The organism is Alkalihalophilus marmarensis DSM 21297, from assembly GCF_000474275.2.
Classification (GTDB): Bacteria; Bacillota; Bacilli; order Bacillales; family Bacillaceae_D; genus Alkalihalophilus; species Alkalihalophilus marmarensis.
In genome coordinates this window covers 65,840-81,006 of record NZ_ATAE01000038.1, presented here as the reverse complement: position 1 = coordinate 81,006, position 15,167 = coordinate 65,840, and the positions used below count along the sequence as shown (strand labels likewise).

Annotated in this window: 16 protein-coding genes; 10 read left to right on the top strand and 6 right to left on the bottom strand. The window is 41.5% G+C overall.

Annotated features, from left to right (window positions below):
- Positions 1 to 15 precede the first annotated feature (15 nt).
- The 3 genes from A33I_RS14275 to A33I_RS20305 all read left to right on the top strand — a co-directional run bounded on the left by A33I_RS14275 (position 16) and on the right by A33I_RS20305 (position 3,550).
- Positions 16 to 1,563 (top strand): Na+/H+ antiporter NhaC family protein, encoded by a 1,548-nt coding sequence (locus tag A33I_RS14275; protein WP_022629025.1) that lies wholly within the window; start codon positions 16 to 18, stop codon positions 1,561 to 1,563.
- Positions 1,564 to 1,904: 341 nt separating this feature from the next.
- Entirely contained in the window at positions 1,905 to 3,434 is a 1,530-nt protein-coding gene (locus A33I_RS14270) for a sodium-dependent transporter (protein WP_022629024.1), read from the top strand.
- Positions 3,434 to 3,550 (top strand): methionine/alanine import family NSS transporter small subunit, encoded by a 117-nt coding sequence (locus tag A33I_RS20305; protein ID WP_012960333.1) that lies wholly within the window; start codon positions 3,434 to 3,436, stop codon positions 3,548 to 3,550. The genes A33I_RS14270 and A33I_RS20305 overlap by 1 nt, the downstream gene beginning before the upstream one ends.
- Positions 3,551 to 3,588: 38 nt before the next feature.
- Here the strand turns inward: A33I_RS20305 and A33I_RS14265 are convergent, their stop codons facing one another.
- Positions 3,589 to 4,608: a M23 family metallopeptidase gene (locus tag A33I_RS14265; protein WP_022629023.1), complete on the bottom strand. Its 1,020-nt coding sequence runs from the start codon at positions 4,606 to 4,608 to the stop codon at positions 3,589 to 3,591.
- A 196-nt stretch (positions 4,609 to 4,804) separates the two neighbouring features.
- On the opposite strand from A33I_RS14265, the gene lipA reads away from it, so the two are divergent.
- Both lipA and A33I_RS14250 read left to right on the top strand, forming a co-directional pair.
- Positions 4,805 to 5,719, top strand: a complete 915-nt coding sequence (gene lipA / locus A33I_RS14260; RefSeq protein WP_022629022.1) for a lipoyl synthase — start codon at positions 4,805 to 4,807, stop codon at positions 5,717 to 5,719.
- A gap of 361 nt (positions 5,720 to 6,080) precedes the next feature.
- Positions 6,081 to 7,373 (top strand): homocysteine synthase, encoded by a 1,293-nt coding sequence (locus tag A33I_RS14250; protein ID WP_022629020.1) that lies wholly within the window; start codon positions 6,081 to 6,083, stop codon positions 7,371 to 7,373.
- A gap of 524 nt (positions 7,374 to 7,897) precedes the next feature.
- Here A33I_RS14250 and A33I_RS14245 read toward each other — a convergent pair.
- Complete coding sequence (locus tag A33I_RS14245; RefSeq protein ID WP_022629019.1) at positions 7,898 to 8,539, bottom strand: YhcN/YlaJ family sporulation lipoprotein; 642 nt, start codon at positions 8,537 to 8,539, stop codon at positions 7,898 to 7,900.
- A 151-nt stretch (positions 8,540 to 8,690) separates the two neighbouring features.
- Between A33I_RS14245 and A33I_RS14240 the strand changes: the two genes are divergently transcribed.
- Positions 8,691 to 9,020 carry a YutD family protein gene (locus A33I_RS14240; protein WP_285839997.1) on the top strand — a complete coding sequence of 110 codons (330 nt, stop codon included), beginning with the start codon at positions 8,691 to 8,693 and terminating at the stop codon, positions 9,018 to 9,020.
- 28 nt (positions 9,021 to 9,048) lie between these two features.
- Here A33I_RS14240 and A33I_RS14235 read toward each other — a convergent pair whose 3' ends face one another.
- The 3 genes from A33I_RS14235 to glpX all read right to left on the bottom strand — a co-directional run bounded on the left by A33I_RS14235 (position 9,049) and on the right by glpX (position 10,700).
- Positions 9,049 to 9,345, bottom strand: coding sequence for a hypothetical protein (locus A33I_RS14235; protein ID WP_022629017.1), 297 nt, complete (start codon positions 9,343 to 9,345; stop codon positions 9,049 to 9,051).
- A gap of 51 nt (positions 9,346 to 9,396) precedes the next feature.
- A complete protein-coding gene (locus A33I_RS14230; RefSeq protein WP_012960323.1) occupies positions 9,397 to 9,663 on the bottom strand; it encodes a DUF3055 domain-containing protein in 267 nt (88 codons plus the stop codon).
- 65 nt (positions 9,664 to 9,728) lie between these two features.
- Entirely contained in the window at positions 9,729 to 10,700 is a 972-nt protein-coding gene (gene glpX, locus A33I_RS14225; RefSeq protein ID WP_012960322.1) for a class II fructose-bisphosphatase, read from the bottom strand.
- 244 nt (positions 10,701 to 10,944) lie between these two features.
- Here glpX and A33I_RS14220 point away from each other — a divergent pair, with 244 nt between their 5' ends.
- The 3 genes from A33I_RS14220 to A33I_RS14210 all read left to right on the top strand — a co-directional run bounded on the left by A33I_RS14220 (position 10,945) and on the right by A33I_RS14210 (position 12,955).
- Complete coding sequence (locus tag A33I_RS14220; RefSeq protein ID WP_022629016.1) at positions 10,945 to 11,391, top strand: DUF86 domain-containing protein; 447 nt, start codon at positions 10,945 to 10,947, stop codon at positions 11,389 to 11,391.
- Positions 11,392 to 11,486: 95 nt separating this feature from the next.
- Positions 11,487 to 12,137, top strand: coding sequence for a helix-turn-helix transcriptional regulator (locus tag A33I_RS14215; protein WP_031311675.1), 651 nt, complete (start codon positions 11,487 to 11,489; stop codon positions 12,135 to 12,137).
- Between the two features lie 50 nt (positions 12,138 to 12,187).
- The gene (locus A33I_RS14210; RefSeq protein WP_022629014.1) at positions 12,188 to 12,955 is read left to right on the top strand and encodes a TIGR01457 family HAD-type hydrolase; all 768 of its coding nucleotides are present in this window, start codon (positions 12,188 to 12,190) and stop codon (positions 12,953 to 12,955) included.
- A gap of 313 nt (positions 12,956 to 13,268) precedes the next feature.
- On the opposite strand, the gene A33I_RS14205 is transcribed toward A33I_RS14210, so the two are convergent.
- Positions 13,269 to 13,775, bottom strand: coding sequence for a phosphatidylglycerophosphatase A family protein (locus A33I_RS14205; protein WP_022629013.1), 507 nt, complete (start codon positions 13,773 to 13,775; stop codon positions 13,269 to 13,271).
- 145 nt (positions 13,776 to 13,920) lie between these two features.
- Between A33I_RS14205 and yutH the strand changes: the two genes are divergently transcribed.
- The gene (gene yutH / locus A33I_RS14200; RefSeq protein WP_022629012.1) at positions 13,921 to 14,958 is read left to right on the top strand and encodes a spore coat putative kinase YutH; all 1,038 of its coding nucleotides are present in this window, start codon (positions 13,921 to 13,923) and stop codon (positions 14,956 to 14,958) included.
- Positions 14,959 to 15,167: the final 209 nt, after the last annotated feature.

The following is a 15,167-nucleotide window of genomic DNA, read 5'->3' as shown; positions in this document are numbered from 1 at the left end:
GGGGGATGGACCAAAATGGAAGGTTCAATTTTATCGCTGCTGCCACCGATACTAGCACTTGCGATGGTTATCTTAACTAGACGCGTGCTATTGTCACTTGGTGTCGGTATTATCGTCGGTGCACTAATGTTAAACGGGTATAATCCTGTTGATAGTGTAGCTGAAATTGTATCAATTGTTGCGGCAATCTTTGTCGTAGACGGCGCTATTAATGATTGGGAACTTTATATTATCTTTTTCCTATTACTGCTTGGTATGATGGCGGCGCTCGTTACTCGTTCTGGAGGGAGCCGTGCGTTTGGAGAATGGGCATTAAAGCGCGTCAAAACTCGTGTTGGCGCGCAGCTTGTAACAGTCATGTTAGGGATTATTATCTTTATTGATGATTATTTCAACAGTTTAACAGTAGGTAACGTGTCTAGACCGTTAACAGACCGTCACCGTGTATCTCGTGCAAAGCTTGCTTACTTGGTTGACTCTACAGCAGCACCTATGTGTGTTATTGCACCGGTATCAAGCTGGGGAGCATACATCATTACGATTATTGCCGGCATTTTAGCTACACATGGTTTGACGCAGTATGAAGGCTTACAAGCGTTTATGCTGATGGTTCCGATGAACATTTATGCACTAGTTGCTATCGGACTGGTTCTAGCGGTTGTATTCTTTAAGCTTGATTTTGGAGCTATGAGAGTACATGAAGAACGTGCATTGAAAACTGGTGAGCTTGTTGACCCTGATTCTGGTGCAATTCCAGGAGATCAAGAAGACCTTAAAGTTAGTGATAAAGGCCGTGTCGGCGATCTTGTATGGCCGATTGTTGCCTTAGTTTTAGGAACAGTTGCTTTTATGATTATTACAGGTATTCAAGCATCAGAAGGTGCCGCAACGATTCTTTCTACATTTGAAAATACTGATGTAGCATCATCATTATTATATGGTGGTATCATCGGTTTTGCAGTGGCTCTTGTGCTTAATATTGTTAAGAAAACCGAAGCAAGTGACCTTGGTGCAACGGTTTGGGCCGGGATTAAATCGATGCTTCCAGCGATCTATATTTTACTATTTGCATGGACGATTATTTCAATCATCGGCGACTTAGGAACAGGTCAATATCTAGCTTCTCTTGTAGATGGTAATATTCACCCAATGTTCTTACCTGCAATCCTTTTCTTAATTGCTGGATTTGCAGCATTTTCAACGGGTACATCATGGGGTACATTTGGGCTGCTTCTTCCGATTGCCGGAGAGATGGCTGCTGTTATTGATATCACAATGATGCTTCCTATGCTTGCAGCCGTTCTTGCAGGTGCGATCTTTGGAGATCACTGTTCACCAATTTCAGATACGACAATCCTATCTTCTACAGGAGCAGGAAGTCATCATATTGACCACGTGGTGACGCAGCTTCCGTATGCGATTGTGGCAGCCGTTATTACATTGATTTCCTACCTAGTACTAGGTGGAACAGGAAGTGTCATCTTAACGCTTGTGACAGCTCTTGTATTATTAGTAATCACAGTTCTTATATTGAAAAAGTTATCAACACCGATCGAGTCCTAAAGAAAAGGTTTCTGCTTCCAAGCAGAAGCCTTTTTTGGATCATATTGCCTAATTACTATACAAATTTTGAGAGAACCTTCGAAAAATGTGACAATTTTCTTAAAAATATTTTGACAAACACCAAGCAAATCATTATAATCAAAAAGTGAATAGTCAGATAACTCTAAAAAATGGAGGGGTTACAAAAACGGATACTACTACACGTTGATGCGCTAAATAGACTTGTCGAAATAATTGTCAAATAATTTTGATGAAAAATATTTTTAGTGCGGCTACTATTTACAGAATCTTTTGAATACAATTTAAGGAACTTAGTTCACAACAGAGAGGAGTTATCGACGATGGCTAGAGAGCAATGGGGAACACGAGCAGGATTTATTTTAGCAGCGATCGGTTCAGCAGTCGGTTTGGGTAACATTTGGCGTTTCCCTTATGTAGCGTATGAAAATGGTGGGGGGGCATTCTTTTTACCTTATCTTTTTGCACTATTAACAGCGGGAATTCCGCTACTTATTATGGAGTTTACATTAGGTCACAAGTATCGTGGCTCTGCACCGCTTTCATATGCTAGGTTAAACAAAAAAGCCGAATGGATCGGCTGGTGGCAGGTAGCGATTGCCTTTGTTATTTCCACTTACTATGCAGTTATTATTGCTTGGGCGATTGCCTACACGTATTTTGCTTTCAATCAAAGCTGGGGAGAAGATACCGGCGGATTCTTAATGGGAGAGTACTTGCAGCGTATTGACTTATCAGGCGGTGCGTTAGGTGAAGTTGGTTCCCTTGTACCTGGTGTATTCATTCCGTTATTAGTTGTATGGGCCGTAACGCTCGGCGTATTATTTAAAGGGGTTAAACGCGGTATTGAAATGGCCAACCGCATCTTTATCCCGACGTTGCTTGTCATGTTCTTATTAATTGTTATTCGCGCGTTAACGCTTGAAGGAGCAATGGTTGGTTTAGATGCATTCTTTGCACCAAACTGGAGTGAAATCATGTCCCCTGGTGTATGGGTTGCAGCTTACGGGCAAATTTTCTTTAGTTTATCGATTGCATTTGCGATCATGATTACCTACTCAAGTTATCTTGGGAAGAAATCAGATATTAACAACAATGCCTTTATTACAGGCTTTAGTAACTCGAGCTTTGAGTTATTAGCAGGTATCGGGGTTTTCGCAGCATTAGGTTTCATGGCGACAGCATCTGGTGTCGGCGTTGATGAAGTAGCAAGTGCAGGGATTGGGCTAGCCTTTGTGGTCTTCCCAGAGATCATTAATACATTCCCTGGCATGAATGCATTTTTCGGAGTCTTATTCTTCGGATCTTTAGTGCTTGCAGGTTTATCTTCACTTATCTCAATTGTGGAAACATTTGTAGCGGGGATTCAAGATAAGTTTAAAGTATCTCGTACAAAAGCCGTTGCGTTTGGGGGCGGATTATCAGCCTTGATTTCATTGCTTTTTGCGACACAAGGCGGGTTGTTCTTCCTAGATACAGCAGATTACTTCATTAACCAATTTGGTGTAGCATTAGCCGGTCTTGTATCTGTTATTGCCGTATCATGGTTCATCCGTAAGCTTCCTGAATTACAAAGTCATGCAAACGGTGTATCTGACTTTAAAACAGGCTTATGGTGGAAAGTATGCTTAAGCATTATCACGCCGATTGTCCTTGGTTACATGGCGATTCAAAATACGATTACAAATATCACATCTAATTACGAAGACTATCCAACATCGCTTGTTGTGAGCTGGGGCTGGGTAGTAGCAATCGGAGCGGTTGTCATTGGATTCGTCTTTGCGGCATTCAAATGGCAGAAGAACGATCTTGATGTTCCGGCAGACTCAAATGATAAAGGAGCTGAGCTATAATGAGTACAGGCGCAATTGTTATGATGCTTGTCGGCATGTTGATTATTTGGGGCGGCATGGCTCTAAGTATTGCAAATGCAGTTAGAGTAGCAAAGCAGAAAAAAGCTTCTTCTTAAAAAGTAAAAAAAACAAGGAGTCAGCATAAGCTGGCTCCTTATTTCTTCTTTTTGCGGTCTTGATACGCTTTACGCTCCCATTGTTTTAATGAAGGGAATGGATCAAATGACCACTCAGTAAAGCCGTTATCTCTATACATACCGTAATGAAGATGCGGCGGGAATTTGCCTTGGGTGCCGGGCTTACCGTAACCCGAGCTTCCACAGTAACCAACCACATCGCCAGGAGACACAATGCTTCCTTCTTCAATTCCTTTCTCAAAGCCGCTTAAATGAGCGTAGTAATGATAGATATTATCTAAATCCCGAATACCGATGCGCCAGCCGCCGTACATATTCCAGCCTTTCACTTCTACTTTACCGTAAGCTGTAGCACGCACAGGCACATTATAGCCGGCGAAAATATCCGTTCCTTCATGGATCCGCCTTCCGCCCCAACCTCTGCGGTCCCCCCATGTGTTTTTGTAGCTGTAATTATAATTGAGAGGGATAGGAAACGCATGATCATCTAAGTCAAGTGTTCCAAAATGCTCATACACAGCTGCATGACCGTGGATAATAGAAACAGACTGCTCGCGCTGGTAATAATCCCATAGGGCAATTCTAAAGTCATCTTCGTCAAATCCGTATTGTTCTAAGTAATGAGCAAATGTGTATAGAACATCTTCATCGTCTGTAGGACTTGCGACGCCATCACCATTTCCATCTAGCCCTATTCCATTAAATAAACTAATGGATAACGGGTCTGTGTCTTCTTTATTTGGATTGATCGGACCTGCCCATATTTCCGGATCATAAAAGATAGAAATAAATCCTTCTTCCCTCGGCCGGTCACGCTGAGCACGGCGCAGTCCACGCTCATACGTATCAACTGCAGCTAAATAATGCCACGGGACTTGGGTAATGGCCTCCATTTTTTGATACAGCTCCATCCGTGCATTGAATATTTCTTCTTGTGACATTTCTTCGGTCGTATTTGCTAAAGTAATCTGCGGAGCAGAACTGATTATAAATAAGGTCAGCATAAGTATTTGTAAAAACCGTTTAGCTCGTTTCACTTTATTCCCTCCTCTAGGAATTCTCTTCTTCTCTAGTGTGCAAAGTTTTTAGAGAAAAATATGAGTGAATCAATGGAAATTTCGAGCGATAGTTTGGTCATTTGGGAATAATCATGATAAAGTATAGAAAGATAAATGCAGCGAGGTTTGTCGATTTTCGTATGCAGAATATGGGAAAGCGGATGGAGTGAATAGCATGGCAAAGAAAGAAGAACATTTACGTAAGCCGGAGTGGCTGAAAATAAAATTAAACACAAATGAGACTTACACTGGTCTAAAGAAGATGATGCGCGAGAAAAATCTACATACAGTCTGTGAAGAAGCGCGTTGTCCCAATATCCATGAATGCTGGGCTGTTCGTAAGACGGCTACATTTATGATCTTAGGGGATGTATGTACACGTGCCTGCCGTTTCTGTGCCGTTAAAACAGGTCTTCCTAATGAACTTGACCTGCAAGAGCCAGAACGTGTAGCAGATTCTGTAGAAATGATGGGATTAAAGCATGCTGTTATTACAGCTGTCGCACGCGATGATTTAAAAGACGGAGGGGCGGCTGTGTTTGCTGAAACGGTTCGTGCCGTACGCCGTAAAAATCCATTCTGTACGATTGAAGTACTGCCATCTGATATGTTAGGTAATTTTGATAGCCTGAAGACGTTAATGGATGCGAAACCGAATATTATGAACCATAATATTGAAACGGTTCGCCGCCTGTCGCCAAGAGTTCGCGCACGTGCAACGTATGACCGTACATTAGAGTTCTTGCGCCGCGCTAAAGAAATGAACCCAGATATCCCTACAAAATCAAGCCTGATGATCGGCCTTGGTGAAACAAGAGAAGAGATTATTGAAACAATGGAGGATCTTCGTGCCAACAACGTGGATATCATGACTATTGGACAATACCTTCAACCGACGAAAAAGCATTTAAAAGTACAAAAGTATTACACACCAGAAGAATTTGCTGAATTTAAAGAGATTGCTCTTGAAAAAGGCTTCAGCCACTGTGAATCTGGTCCGCTTGTACGCTCTTCATACCATGCCGATGAGCAGGTAAACGAAGCACAGGTAAGAGAAGAAGCGAACAAAGTAGCAAAAACACATAATTAATGAGGAAAGAGCGCCGTGGCGCTCTTTTTTATTTGATTGCCAGTGGATAGGGGCGAGGGCGTGCCGGGGAGAAATTGGCGCAATTCTAAGGAAACTAGTGACAATTATATTTAAAAGGAATATAAATAACGTTCAGACTGATGCAATTCAATTCAATTGACGCAATAAAGATGGTAATAAGAACAATCAGTAACTGCATCGACGCAATAAAAAGTGGAATAGGCGCAATAAACAATGAGAAGCAGTCAAATAATAAGTCAGAAACCGCCATGTATTCTCTCTTGACAAGTCGGAATAGTGTGAATATTATTGAAGCAATACGTGCTACTATTAAAAAGACGAAGTCAATGGGGGAATACAGATGAGTGAAGAGAATCATTTCAGGCCGGAAACATTAGCTATTCATGCGGGACAAGAGATTGATCCAACCACGTTTTCACGCGCGGTTCCGCTTTACCAAACAACCTCTTATGGATTTAAAGACACAGATCATGCTGCAAATTTATTCTCGCTAAGTGAATTTGGTAATATTTATACACGCTTAATGAACCCGACTACCGATGTATTTGAAAAAAGAGTAGCCGCACTTGAAGGCGGGGCAGCGGCTCTTGCGACTGCTTCAGGACAGGCTGCAATTACGTACTCTATTTTAAATATTGCTGAGGCTGGAGATGAAATTGTGTCAGCAGCCAGTTTATACGGGGGTACATATAATTTATTTTCAACAACATTACCGAAGCTTGGCATCAAGGTTCATTTTGTTGACCCAACTGATCCTGCTAACTTTAAAGCAGCTATCACTGATAAAACAAAAGCCATCTATGCAGAGACGGTAGGGAATCCAAAAGGAGATGTGCTAGATATTGAGGCAGTGGCTCATATTGCTCATGAGCACAATCTTCCTCTCATAGTCGATAATACCTTCCCAAGTCCTTACTTACTGCAGCCAATTAAGCATGGAGCGGATATTGTTGTTCATTCTGCCACAAAATTTATCGGTGGCCATGGTACTTCAATTGGCGGGGTGATCGTAGACAGTGGAAAGTTTGATTGGACAAAAACAGATAAGTATCCTGGGCTTACGACGCCTGATCCAAGTTATAACGGGGTTGTCTACACAGAAGCCGTTGGTCCAATTGCCTATATTATAAAAGCTCGAGTACAGCTTCTTCGGGACTTAGGGGCATCTATTGCACCGTTCAACTCATTTTTACTTCTGCAAGGGCTAGAAACCCTTCATTTGCGAATGAAGCAGCATAGTGAGAATGCGTTGGAGACAGCAAGATTTCTTGAGGCGCATCAGTCAGTTGACTGGGTTTCATACTCTGGGTTAGAATCTCATTCCTCCTATGACCTCGCTCAAAAATATTTGCCAAAAGGGCAGGGAGCTATTTTAACATTTGGATTAAAAGGCGGAGTAGAGGCTGGGAAGAAGCTTATTCATTCTGTTGATTTGTTCTCTCACTTAGCCAATGTAGGGGATTCAAAATCATTAATTATTCACCCTGCTAGTACAACTCATCAGCAATTAACTGAAGAAGAACAGCTCGCAGCAGGAGTGACACCTGGAATGATTCGTCTTTCAATCGGAACAGAAGCGATTGAAGACATTTTAGGCGATCTTGGCCAAGCGATTGAAAAAAGCCAGCAATAAAAATAGAGCAGCTCCTGAGTTAGGGAGCTGCTCTATTTTGGGTTTGGAGTAAAGGCTGGCGCTATTATTAGCCGAAGTGATACATATACGCTTGCTACAGACGCATATAACGTTTGATTAGGCGCAATTAAACTACATCGGCGCAATAAAGCCGGCAAGTAACGCAATAAGGCGAGAGAGGAGCGCAATGGCCATATACATTGACGCATAAAAGGCTTGAATATATACAATCTTCTCTTCCCCTTATTTTACCGCATGCCTAAACAGTCGCCTCCGCTTTTCGTGTCTAGCTGCAGGGTTCAGGTAATCGGTGGCTTCACTTGGCCAAACGAAGCAAAAAGCGCTTCTCATTGTCAAAGCTCCACCCACCTCATACCTAAACGAACCCTTCCGCTTTTCAAGATGTCTAGCTTCGGCTCGTTGCCTTGCGGGAAATAACGGTGCATCGAATGAAGACAAAAGGCGTCTTCATATCGCTGCCCCTTATATTTCCGCATGCCAGCCCACTCGCCTCCGCCTTTCCTTTAATCCTTTAATTTCTGTTGTTTCTTTTCCATGACATTCATGTTGTTGTCGGTGTCCTCGTTGTAGGCACCTTGTGGAGATTGGCGCATTTCTTGGATCGTTTGTTTAAGCGTTCCGTCTAAATTTCCAGCTGTTGTGGAGCCATCTTGGAAGCGTTCAATGTCTTCGAAATGACTATGATCATCTGTAATATAGACTTCATAGTAACGCGGAACTACAGAAATCGCACTGCGTTTTACTTGGTCCGCTACGTAATCGCGGTCGTTCGTATCGCAGTCATAGGCAACTAATACGTACTTATCTGTAACAAGCGTTGCGGCCTCGCTCACCGTTTCGTTCGTTAAGACCATTCTTGTTACCGTATCAGAAAGCTCTGTCCGGTCAAACATAGGTGTTGATTGTTGTCTGCCGTTTGCTTCTACCTGTTGTTTTTGATATCTTGTGTACCCATAATGGTTGTAGTCATTATTTTGAGTTTGCTGACCCATTCCCATTGGATAATAGCCATGATTCGTTTGCATAGGGCCGTAATTCGGATTAGCTGTACGCTGCATCGATTGTTGCCCCACATCATTCATCTGGCAGCCGGTCATAAGCATTAAAGCTGCGACACCAGAGATCACCATTGATTTTTTTATCATGATGTTCATTCCCCCTCTACTTTAAGAATGACCAAAAAGAAATGTTTTTACTGATAGAAAATGATGCCACAAAGGTTACTGTAGGGAGGCTCGGGTGTGGTATAATAAGGGTATGAAAAGTGAGGTGAGCCCAGTGGTTCGCATTCAAGGAATGCAGTATGAAGTTATAGAAGACATAAAAGAGGGCTGGAATGAAGAAGCCTTTAAGGCACGTTACAGTGATGTGTTAAATAAATACGATTATATTGTTGGTGATTGGGGTTACAGCCAATTGCGTTTACGCGGCTTTTTTGAAGACCGCCATAAAAAGTCGACCTTTGATACGAAGATCAGTACTCTTCCTGATTATTTATACGAGTATTGTAATTTTGGCTGCGCTTATTTCGTGCTTAAGAAAGTGAAGGAAACGAAAGAAAAGGATAGGGAAAAAGAAAAACAGCCTGTACCTGCAGAAGAGGCAGCGGCATTAAGTGAAGAATAGGGGAGAGCCCTTTTAAAGGGCTCTTTGTTTAAGTGGTCGTGTAAGGTGGTTCTTCGTTTTTATCAGGATCATCATGAGTTGGGTGATGTCCTGGATATTTACGCGGAAGGTTTTGGTGCAAAGATTTAAACTCATAATTGAAAGCGCTGTAATAACGCTGCCCAGGCTTCCAAGGGGTGCTTTTATTTTCAACAGGTTTATCCTTATTGATTGATGAGCCGTAAGGGCCTTCTGGAGTAATTTCTGGCAAAATGAAATTGCGCATCGTTTCGACGTTTGAGAAGTCAGTGTAATCTTCCGTTTCTTTATCACGTGAATCTGGCATAAAAAAACCACCTCCTGCCGTTAGTTTTACCGGAAGAGATGGTTTTTACTATTAAATGACTTCATATAAAAACGAACGTAATTCGCCAGCTTCTTCTTCACTGATTTGATAAGCGTGCTCAAGATAGCCAGGCTCTTCTAAATCGTCTGTACCAATAATGGCAAACCGATTAGATAATACATCTAGAACCAGCTTTTTCCCGTAATAGCGGGAAGAGGTGATGATGGCTAAGTCAAAACGTTGTGACTCACCCATAAAGCTTACAAATCTGGTCCTTGTTTCTTCTGTGTCATCATATAAATAAAAGCGCTCAGACATTCTTCTTGCCCCCCAAGTAACATTGTTTTTTTTATCATATCATGCCACAAGAGGGGATGCGATACTTAGTCGTTCATCACTAAATGAGGTTTATGGTCAAGATGGTGATGTGTTTTAATGTAGCGGACTGTTCTTGTCTTAGCACGCATAACAATGGAGTCAGTTTCAGCAAGGTCTCCGCCTAAAAAGCGTACGCCTTCAACTAATTCACCAGAAGATACTCCCGTTGCAGCAAAAATAGCATCATCACCGCGAACAAGATCGTCTAATTGTAATACTTGACGAGGATCTTCTAGCCCCATTTTTTTGCAGCGTTCAAATTCTTCATCATTCATTGGTACAAGACGAGCCTGCATGTCACCGCCTAAAGCTTTTAGCGCAGCAGCAGAAATAACACCTTCTGGAGCTCCGCCTGTTCCAACAAACAAATCAATACCCGTTTGCGGCAAGGCAGTGGCAATAGAAGCACCAACGTCACCGTCACCAAATAATTTAACACGAGCACCCTTTTGGCGAACGCGTTCAATTAATTCAGCATGACGCTCACGCTCTTGGATAATCACTGTTACATCACGAACTCGTTTATTTGTCATTTTAGCCACAATATCAATTGTTTTTTCAATAGGGTCATCAAGACGGACAAGTCCAGCGGCAAGAGGTCCGACTGCGATCTTTTCCATATACATATCTGGTGCGTGAAGCAGCGTTCCTTTATCCGCTACCGCAATAACAGCCATCGCATTAGGGTGTCCTTTTGCTACGATGTTTGTTCCTTCAAGCGGGTCAACCGCGATGTCAACTTCAGGACCATGCCCACTGCCGACTTCTTCGCCAATATAGAGCATTGGTGCCTCATCAAGTTCTCCTTCACCAATGACAACAGTACCTCTGCAGTTTACTGAATCAAACATTGTGCGCATGGCACTCGTTGCAGCATCATCTGCTTCATTTTTCTTCCCGCGGCCCATCCATTGAGATGAAGCTAGGGCTGCTGCTTCCGTTACACGGACGATTTCTAAGGCTAGTTCACGATCCAAGTTGTTTCTCCTCCATTTGAGTAAAAAAGTTTTGTGTAGCTTAATTTTTTTGTAGTAGCATAATGTGTGTAGCATTCACTACTTTTCATTTGTTCGACAATCAATCAGGTCCTTGTCGAATCATTTACGTTCTTTATCATAACAAAAACGCCGTAAAGAATAAATCATTTCTTTTGATGTGTTTAACTTTATCTAAAAAAAACGTTTAATGTGTTATACTAATTCAAAAAAAGAAGGTGTTCCTATGTATTTTGTGAATCGTGAAAAAATTGAAGATACCCTTACATATATGGATCAATTGTTAACAGAATTTGAGGAGAATCAACCACTTGAAACCGTAAAGGATAAGCTTGCTTATGAGCGGTTTGCAACGGTTGTCATTGAATCAATTATTGATGTTGGAAATAGTATGATTGATGGCTTTATCATGCGTGATCCTGGGAGCTATGAAGACATTGTAGAAATCCTTTTTGATGAAAAAGTGCTCCAAGAAGAAGATGCGGCTGCCCTAAAAAAAGTGGTCAGTTTAAGAAAGCCGCTTGTAACAGACTACATACAAATTAAGCATGAAGATGTACAAGCTGTCATTCAAACAGAAAGAAAGGCTCTAGAGTCTTTCTCAAGCCATGTTAGACGCTATTTAGTCGAGGAGCTTGGTCCTGTTTCTGCGTTTTTGCCTGAACAGAATTAATAATTCAGGTAAGTGTTCAAGGTCAATGTAAGAATAGTTTTAAATTGACACATAAATTTACAATTGACCACACATCGCTTACAATGAGGTGAAGGATGGTGATGGTCGTGAATAATAATACCAACTCCACAAGGCAAGTCATCTTAGTGATGTTAAAAAAAAGCCAGCAGCTAACCGTCTCAGAAATAGCTGAGCAATTAGAAATTACAGAGATGGCGGTGCGCAGACACCTACAAGGATTAGAAAAAGAAGGGCTGATCGAATCAAGGCTTGAAAGACAGCCGATGGGCCGCCCTACACATAAATATTCTTTAACCCTTAAAGGAGAAGAGAGCTTCCCAAGGAATTACGGCAATCTCTCGCTTGAATTTTTACAAGACCTCGAACAATTAAGTGGGACGGAAATGATTGAAAAGTTATTTGAACAGCGCCGCGAACGACTGCTTGATAAATACAGCACTGCTGTAACAGGCAGTTTTGAAGAGCGTGTTGAGACACTTGCTCGTATTCAAAATGAGAGCGGGTATATGGTTGAGGTTGAGAAGCAGGATGATGGAACATATCGGTTTGTAGAATACAACTGCCCGATCGCGCAAGTCGCAACGGCTTATCCTGTTGCGTGCAACTGTGAACAGAAACTGTTTAAGTCTCTGCTTGATACGGATGAGATCGAAAGGGAAGAGTGCATGGCTAAGATGGATACGGCGGGCTGTGTGTACGTTCTAAAAGAGAAAAGTAAAAAATAACACGACAGCCACCTTGCCTAAAGGTGGTTGTTTCTTATAAGGAGTAGAAAATGAAAGCATATAAAGGATTTCTAATTGATTTAGACGGAACAATGTACCGAGGCACTGAACCGATTCCTGAAGCCATTGATTTTGTGAAAAGAATAGAACAAATGGGTTATCCTTATTTATTTGTGACAAACAATTCTACAAAAACTCCAAGAGAAGCAGCAGGGATATTACAGAATATGGGGGTTCCTGCGACAAGTGAACATATTTTCACGACAAGTATGGCTGCAGCTGGTGTGATTAAAGACCTTAAGCTGAATGCAAAAGTTTTAATGGTAGGAGAAAATGGACTAAAGCAAAGTCTTCTTGATGAGGGACATGAATTGGTTGATGTGGACCCCGACTATGTTGTGATGGGATTAGATCGAGAAATTACATATGAAAAGTTAGCAAAAGCAGCACTGGCTGTTCGAAGTGGTGCTGCGTTTATTGCAACAAATGGAGATCGTGCCTTACCAACTGAAAAAGGGTTAATGCCTGGTGCCGGCTCACTTATATCAGTGATTACGACTTCTACTGGAGTGAAACCGACCTTTATTGGAAAGCCTGAGCCGATCATGATCGAACAGGCACTTGAGAAGATAGGGGTTAAAAAAGAAGAGGCACTGATGATTGGTGATAATTATGACACGGATATTCTAGCCGGAATCAATGCCGATGTTGATACACTTATGGTACTAACGGGAGTAAGCAAAGAGGAGCATTTAAAAGATGTTGACGATAAACCGACGTATGTTTTACCGTCATTATCTGAATGGCAGTTTAATTAAACGTTTGTTTAAGAGGTTCATGCATGTGCATGAGCCTTTTTAGTGGGTAATCCCCTGCCGGTTGGTTTTTTTGAACAATTTTTTCGGTTATTTGAATAAAGTCGCAGTTATTTCAAATAACTTTTATATTTTTTCGAACAACTTTAGCGATATTTCGAACAAACGGAGCAAAATACTGGAAAATTATCCTCGGGGGACAATTTGCAGGCATATGTAATAGATCCGACTAATCACTTAAGTGGCAGCCGAATCTAGGGTATGTTGATCTGGTGTAGTAAACTAGGAAGCATATTTTAATCCATCCCTTAGCACCTTACTCTACATTTGCAGCACGGTGAGCGAGGCGGCTTGAAGCAGCTGCTGCAATCGCACCTACAATATCATCTAGAAACGTGTGACACTCCCCACTTGACTTGTCATTTAATTTCTTTAAAATCCCAGGCTTTTGTTTATCGATATAGCCATAATTTGTAAATCCGATTGAGCCGTACACATTTACGATAGACAATGCAATAATTTCATCGACCCCATATAACCCTTCATCTCTTGCAATAATCCCTTGAAGCGGTTCTTCGAGCTTATTTTGCTCTGTTAATACATCTAATTGAATTCCTGTTAATATCGCATTTTGAATTTCGCGTTTGCGGATCACTCGATTGACGTTATGAATGCAGTCATCCATCTCTAAATTGGGATGGTATTTTTCCTGAAGAAAATAGACAAGATCGGCAATGTCGTTAATCGTTACGCCGCGCTCTTCAAGTGCTTCACGAGCTCTTTTTTCAACTTCATCAATAGGTTGTGGTTTTTTCTCAGACATAAAATCCCCTCCAGCGTTCGGTTCACCTTATCAACACTTGGTGTGGAGACAAAATGATTATTACTAGTCTACGGGAGTTGAACACATTTTATGCAGATGGGTCATAGACTAGATAAAAGGTATGTATGGCAAGGAGGGGAAAAGTGTGTTTGAGCGCAATGTATATGATCAGTACGGGCTTTATTGTGACTCGCGTTTTGCTTTAGGAGACTTTGAAGGATTTGAAGCCGGCGGGAAGTCGTATGTATTCTTTCCAAAAGAAGATTGTGCTTCAAAAGAACAAGAAATGCTTGATTATGCTGAATATTACCGTTCGATTGGCGATGCTTCTATGCTCACTTTGCAAAAAACGAAATCAAACGGAAATGTCGGACTGATTGACGGGCAGGAAGTTTATTTATTTGAAATGCCTGAACCTGAGCGAAATGGAGGCCTCCACTTAGAATCTAGTTATGACATTGGCGGTCACTTAGCTACGATTCATTATTACGGAAAGCAAATGCCTCAAACGAGGAAATCGCATGACTATTTTGGACAGTGGCATAAGTTATGGGAGAAGAGACTTGAGCAGCTTGAGGGCTGGTATCAACAGATTAGTTATGAGCAGCCAAGATCCTATGTTGATGAGGCATTTTTGTACTCTTACCCATATTATATGGGTCTTACAGAAAATGCGATTCAATATGCGGTCGATGCAAGGCTTGATGATCCTACTCATGACAAGGAGCAAGGGACGGTATGTCATAGACGATTTACAGATCAAACATGGCTTGTGACATCTACACGAGGCGGCATCATAAAACGACCGACAGAATTTGTATATGATCATCCTTGCCGAGATATCGCAGAGTGGATTAGACAAAAGCGCTACGATCAGGCGCTAAGCCGTAATAATAATTGGGAAGATGTGCATTCATTTATTGAAGGCTATGAGCAATATGAACCTTTAAGCACGTATGCTTGGAGATTAACCTATGCTCGGCTGCTTTTCCCTGTACATTATTTTGAGTCGATTGAGAACTACTACCGGGCCCAAATAAATGAGGATAAACAAGAGCATGGTCAGGTGTTTTTCTCCTTAATTGAACAAGAAGGAGAAAACGAACAATTTTTAAAGCAATTTTCAGAGATGATACGGATTCCTAAAACCTCCTCAAGAACTCCAAATGTAGAATGGTTATAGTCAAATGCAAAGGAAGCCGCCTTTTTATAGGCGGTTTTTTTAGTGCGTGTATTTAATTGAGGGCGATAAATGGATAATGTGGTATGATATATTGAAATTGTTTGAACATTTACAAAATACCCCTTGTTTTAAATGGAAATTCATCTTATAATGTCCTTTATACAAATACAAATGTTCTTTTTAGAGGAACAAAACAGAGAAACAGATCG

What these genes read in the sequence shown, in the direction of transcription:
- A33I_RS14250 (WP_022629020.1), top strand. Translation starts at nt 6,081, where the DNA reads ATGAGTGAAGAGAATCATTTCAGGCCGGAAACATTAGCTATTCATGCG.
- A33I_RS14205 (WP_022629013.1), bottom strand. Translation starts at nt 13,775, where the DNA reads ATGTCTGAGAAAAAACCACAACCTATTGATGAAGTTGAAAAAAGAGCT.
- A33I_RS14275 (WP_022629025.1), top strand. Translation starts at nt 16, where the DNA reads ATGGAAGGTTCAATTTTATCGCTGCTGCCACCGATACTAGCACTTGCG.
- A33I_RS20305 (WP_012960333.1), top strand. Translation starts at nt 3,434, where the DNA reads ATGAGTACAGGCGCAATTGTTATGATGCTTGTCGGCATGTTGATTATT.
- A33I_RS14210 (WP_022629014.1), top strand. Translation starts at nt 12,188, where the DNA reads ATGAAAGCATATAAAGGATTTCTAATTGATTTAGACGGAACAATGTAC.
- A33I_RS14245 (WP_022629019.1), bottom strand. Translation starts at nt 8,539, where the DNA reads ATGATAAAAAAATCAATGGTGATCTCTGGTGTCGCAGCTTTAATGCTT.
- A33I_RS14215 (WP_031311675.1), top strand. Translation starts at nt 11,487, where the DNA reads ATGGTGATGGTCGTGAATAATAATACCAACTCCACAAGGCAAGTCATC.
- A33I_RS14240 (WP_285839997.1), top strand. Translation starts at nt 8,691, where the DNA reads ATGCAGTATGAAGTTATAGAAGACATAAAAGAGGGCTGGAATGAAGAA.
- A33I_RS14270 (WP_022629024.1), top strand. Translation starts at nt 1,905, where the DNA reads ATGGCTAGAGAGCAATGGGGAACACGAGCAGGATTTATTTTAGCAGCG.
- A33I_RS14230 (WP_012960323.1), bottom strand. Translation starts at nt 9,663, where the DNA reads ATGTCTGAGCGCTTTTATTTATATGATGACACAGAAGAAACAAGGACC.
- A33I_RS14235 (WP_022629017.1), bottom strand. Translation starts at nt 9,345, where the DNA reads ATGCCAGATTCACGTGATAAAGAAACGGAAGATTACACTGACTTCTCA.
- lipA (WP_022629022.1), top strand. Translation starts at nt 4,805, where the DNA reads ATGGCAAAGAAAGAAGAACATTTACGTAAGCCGGAGTGGCTGAAAATA.
- A33I_RS14220 (WP_022629016.1), top strand. Translation starts at nt 10,945, where the DNA reads ATGTATTTTGTGAATCGTGAAAAAATTGAAGATACCCTTACATATATG.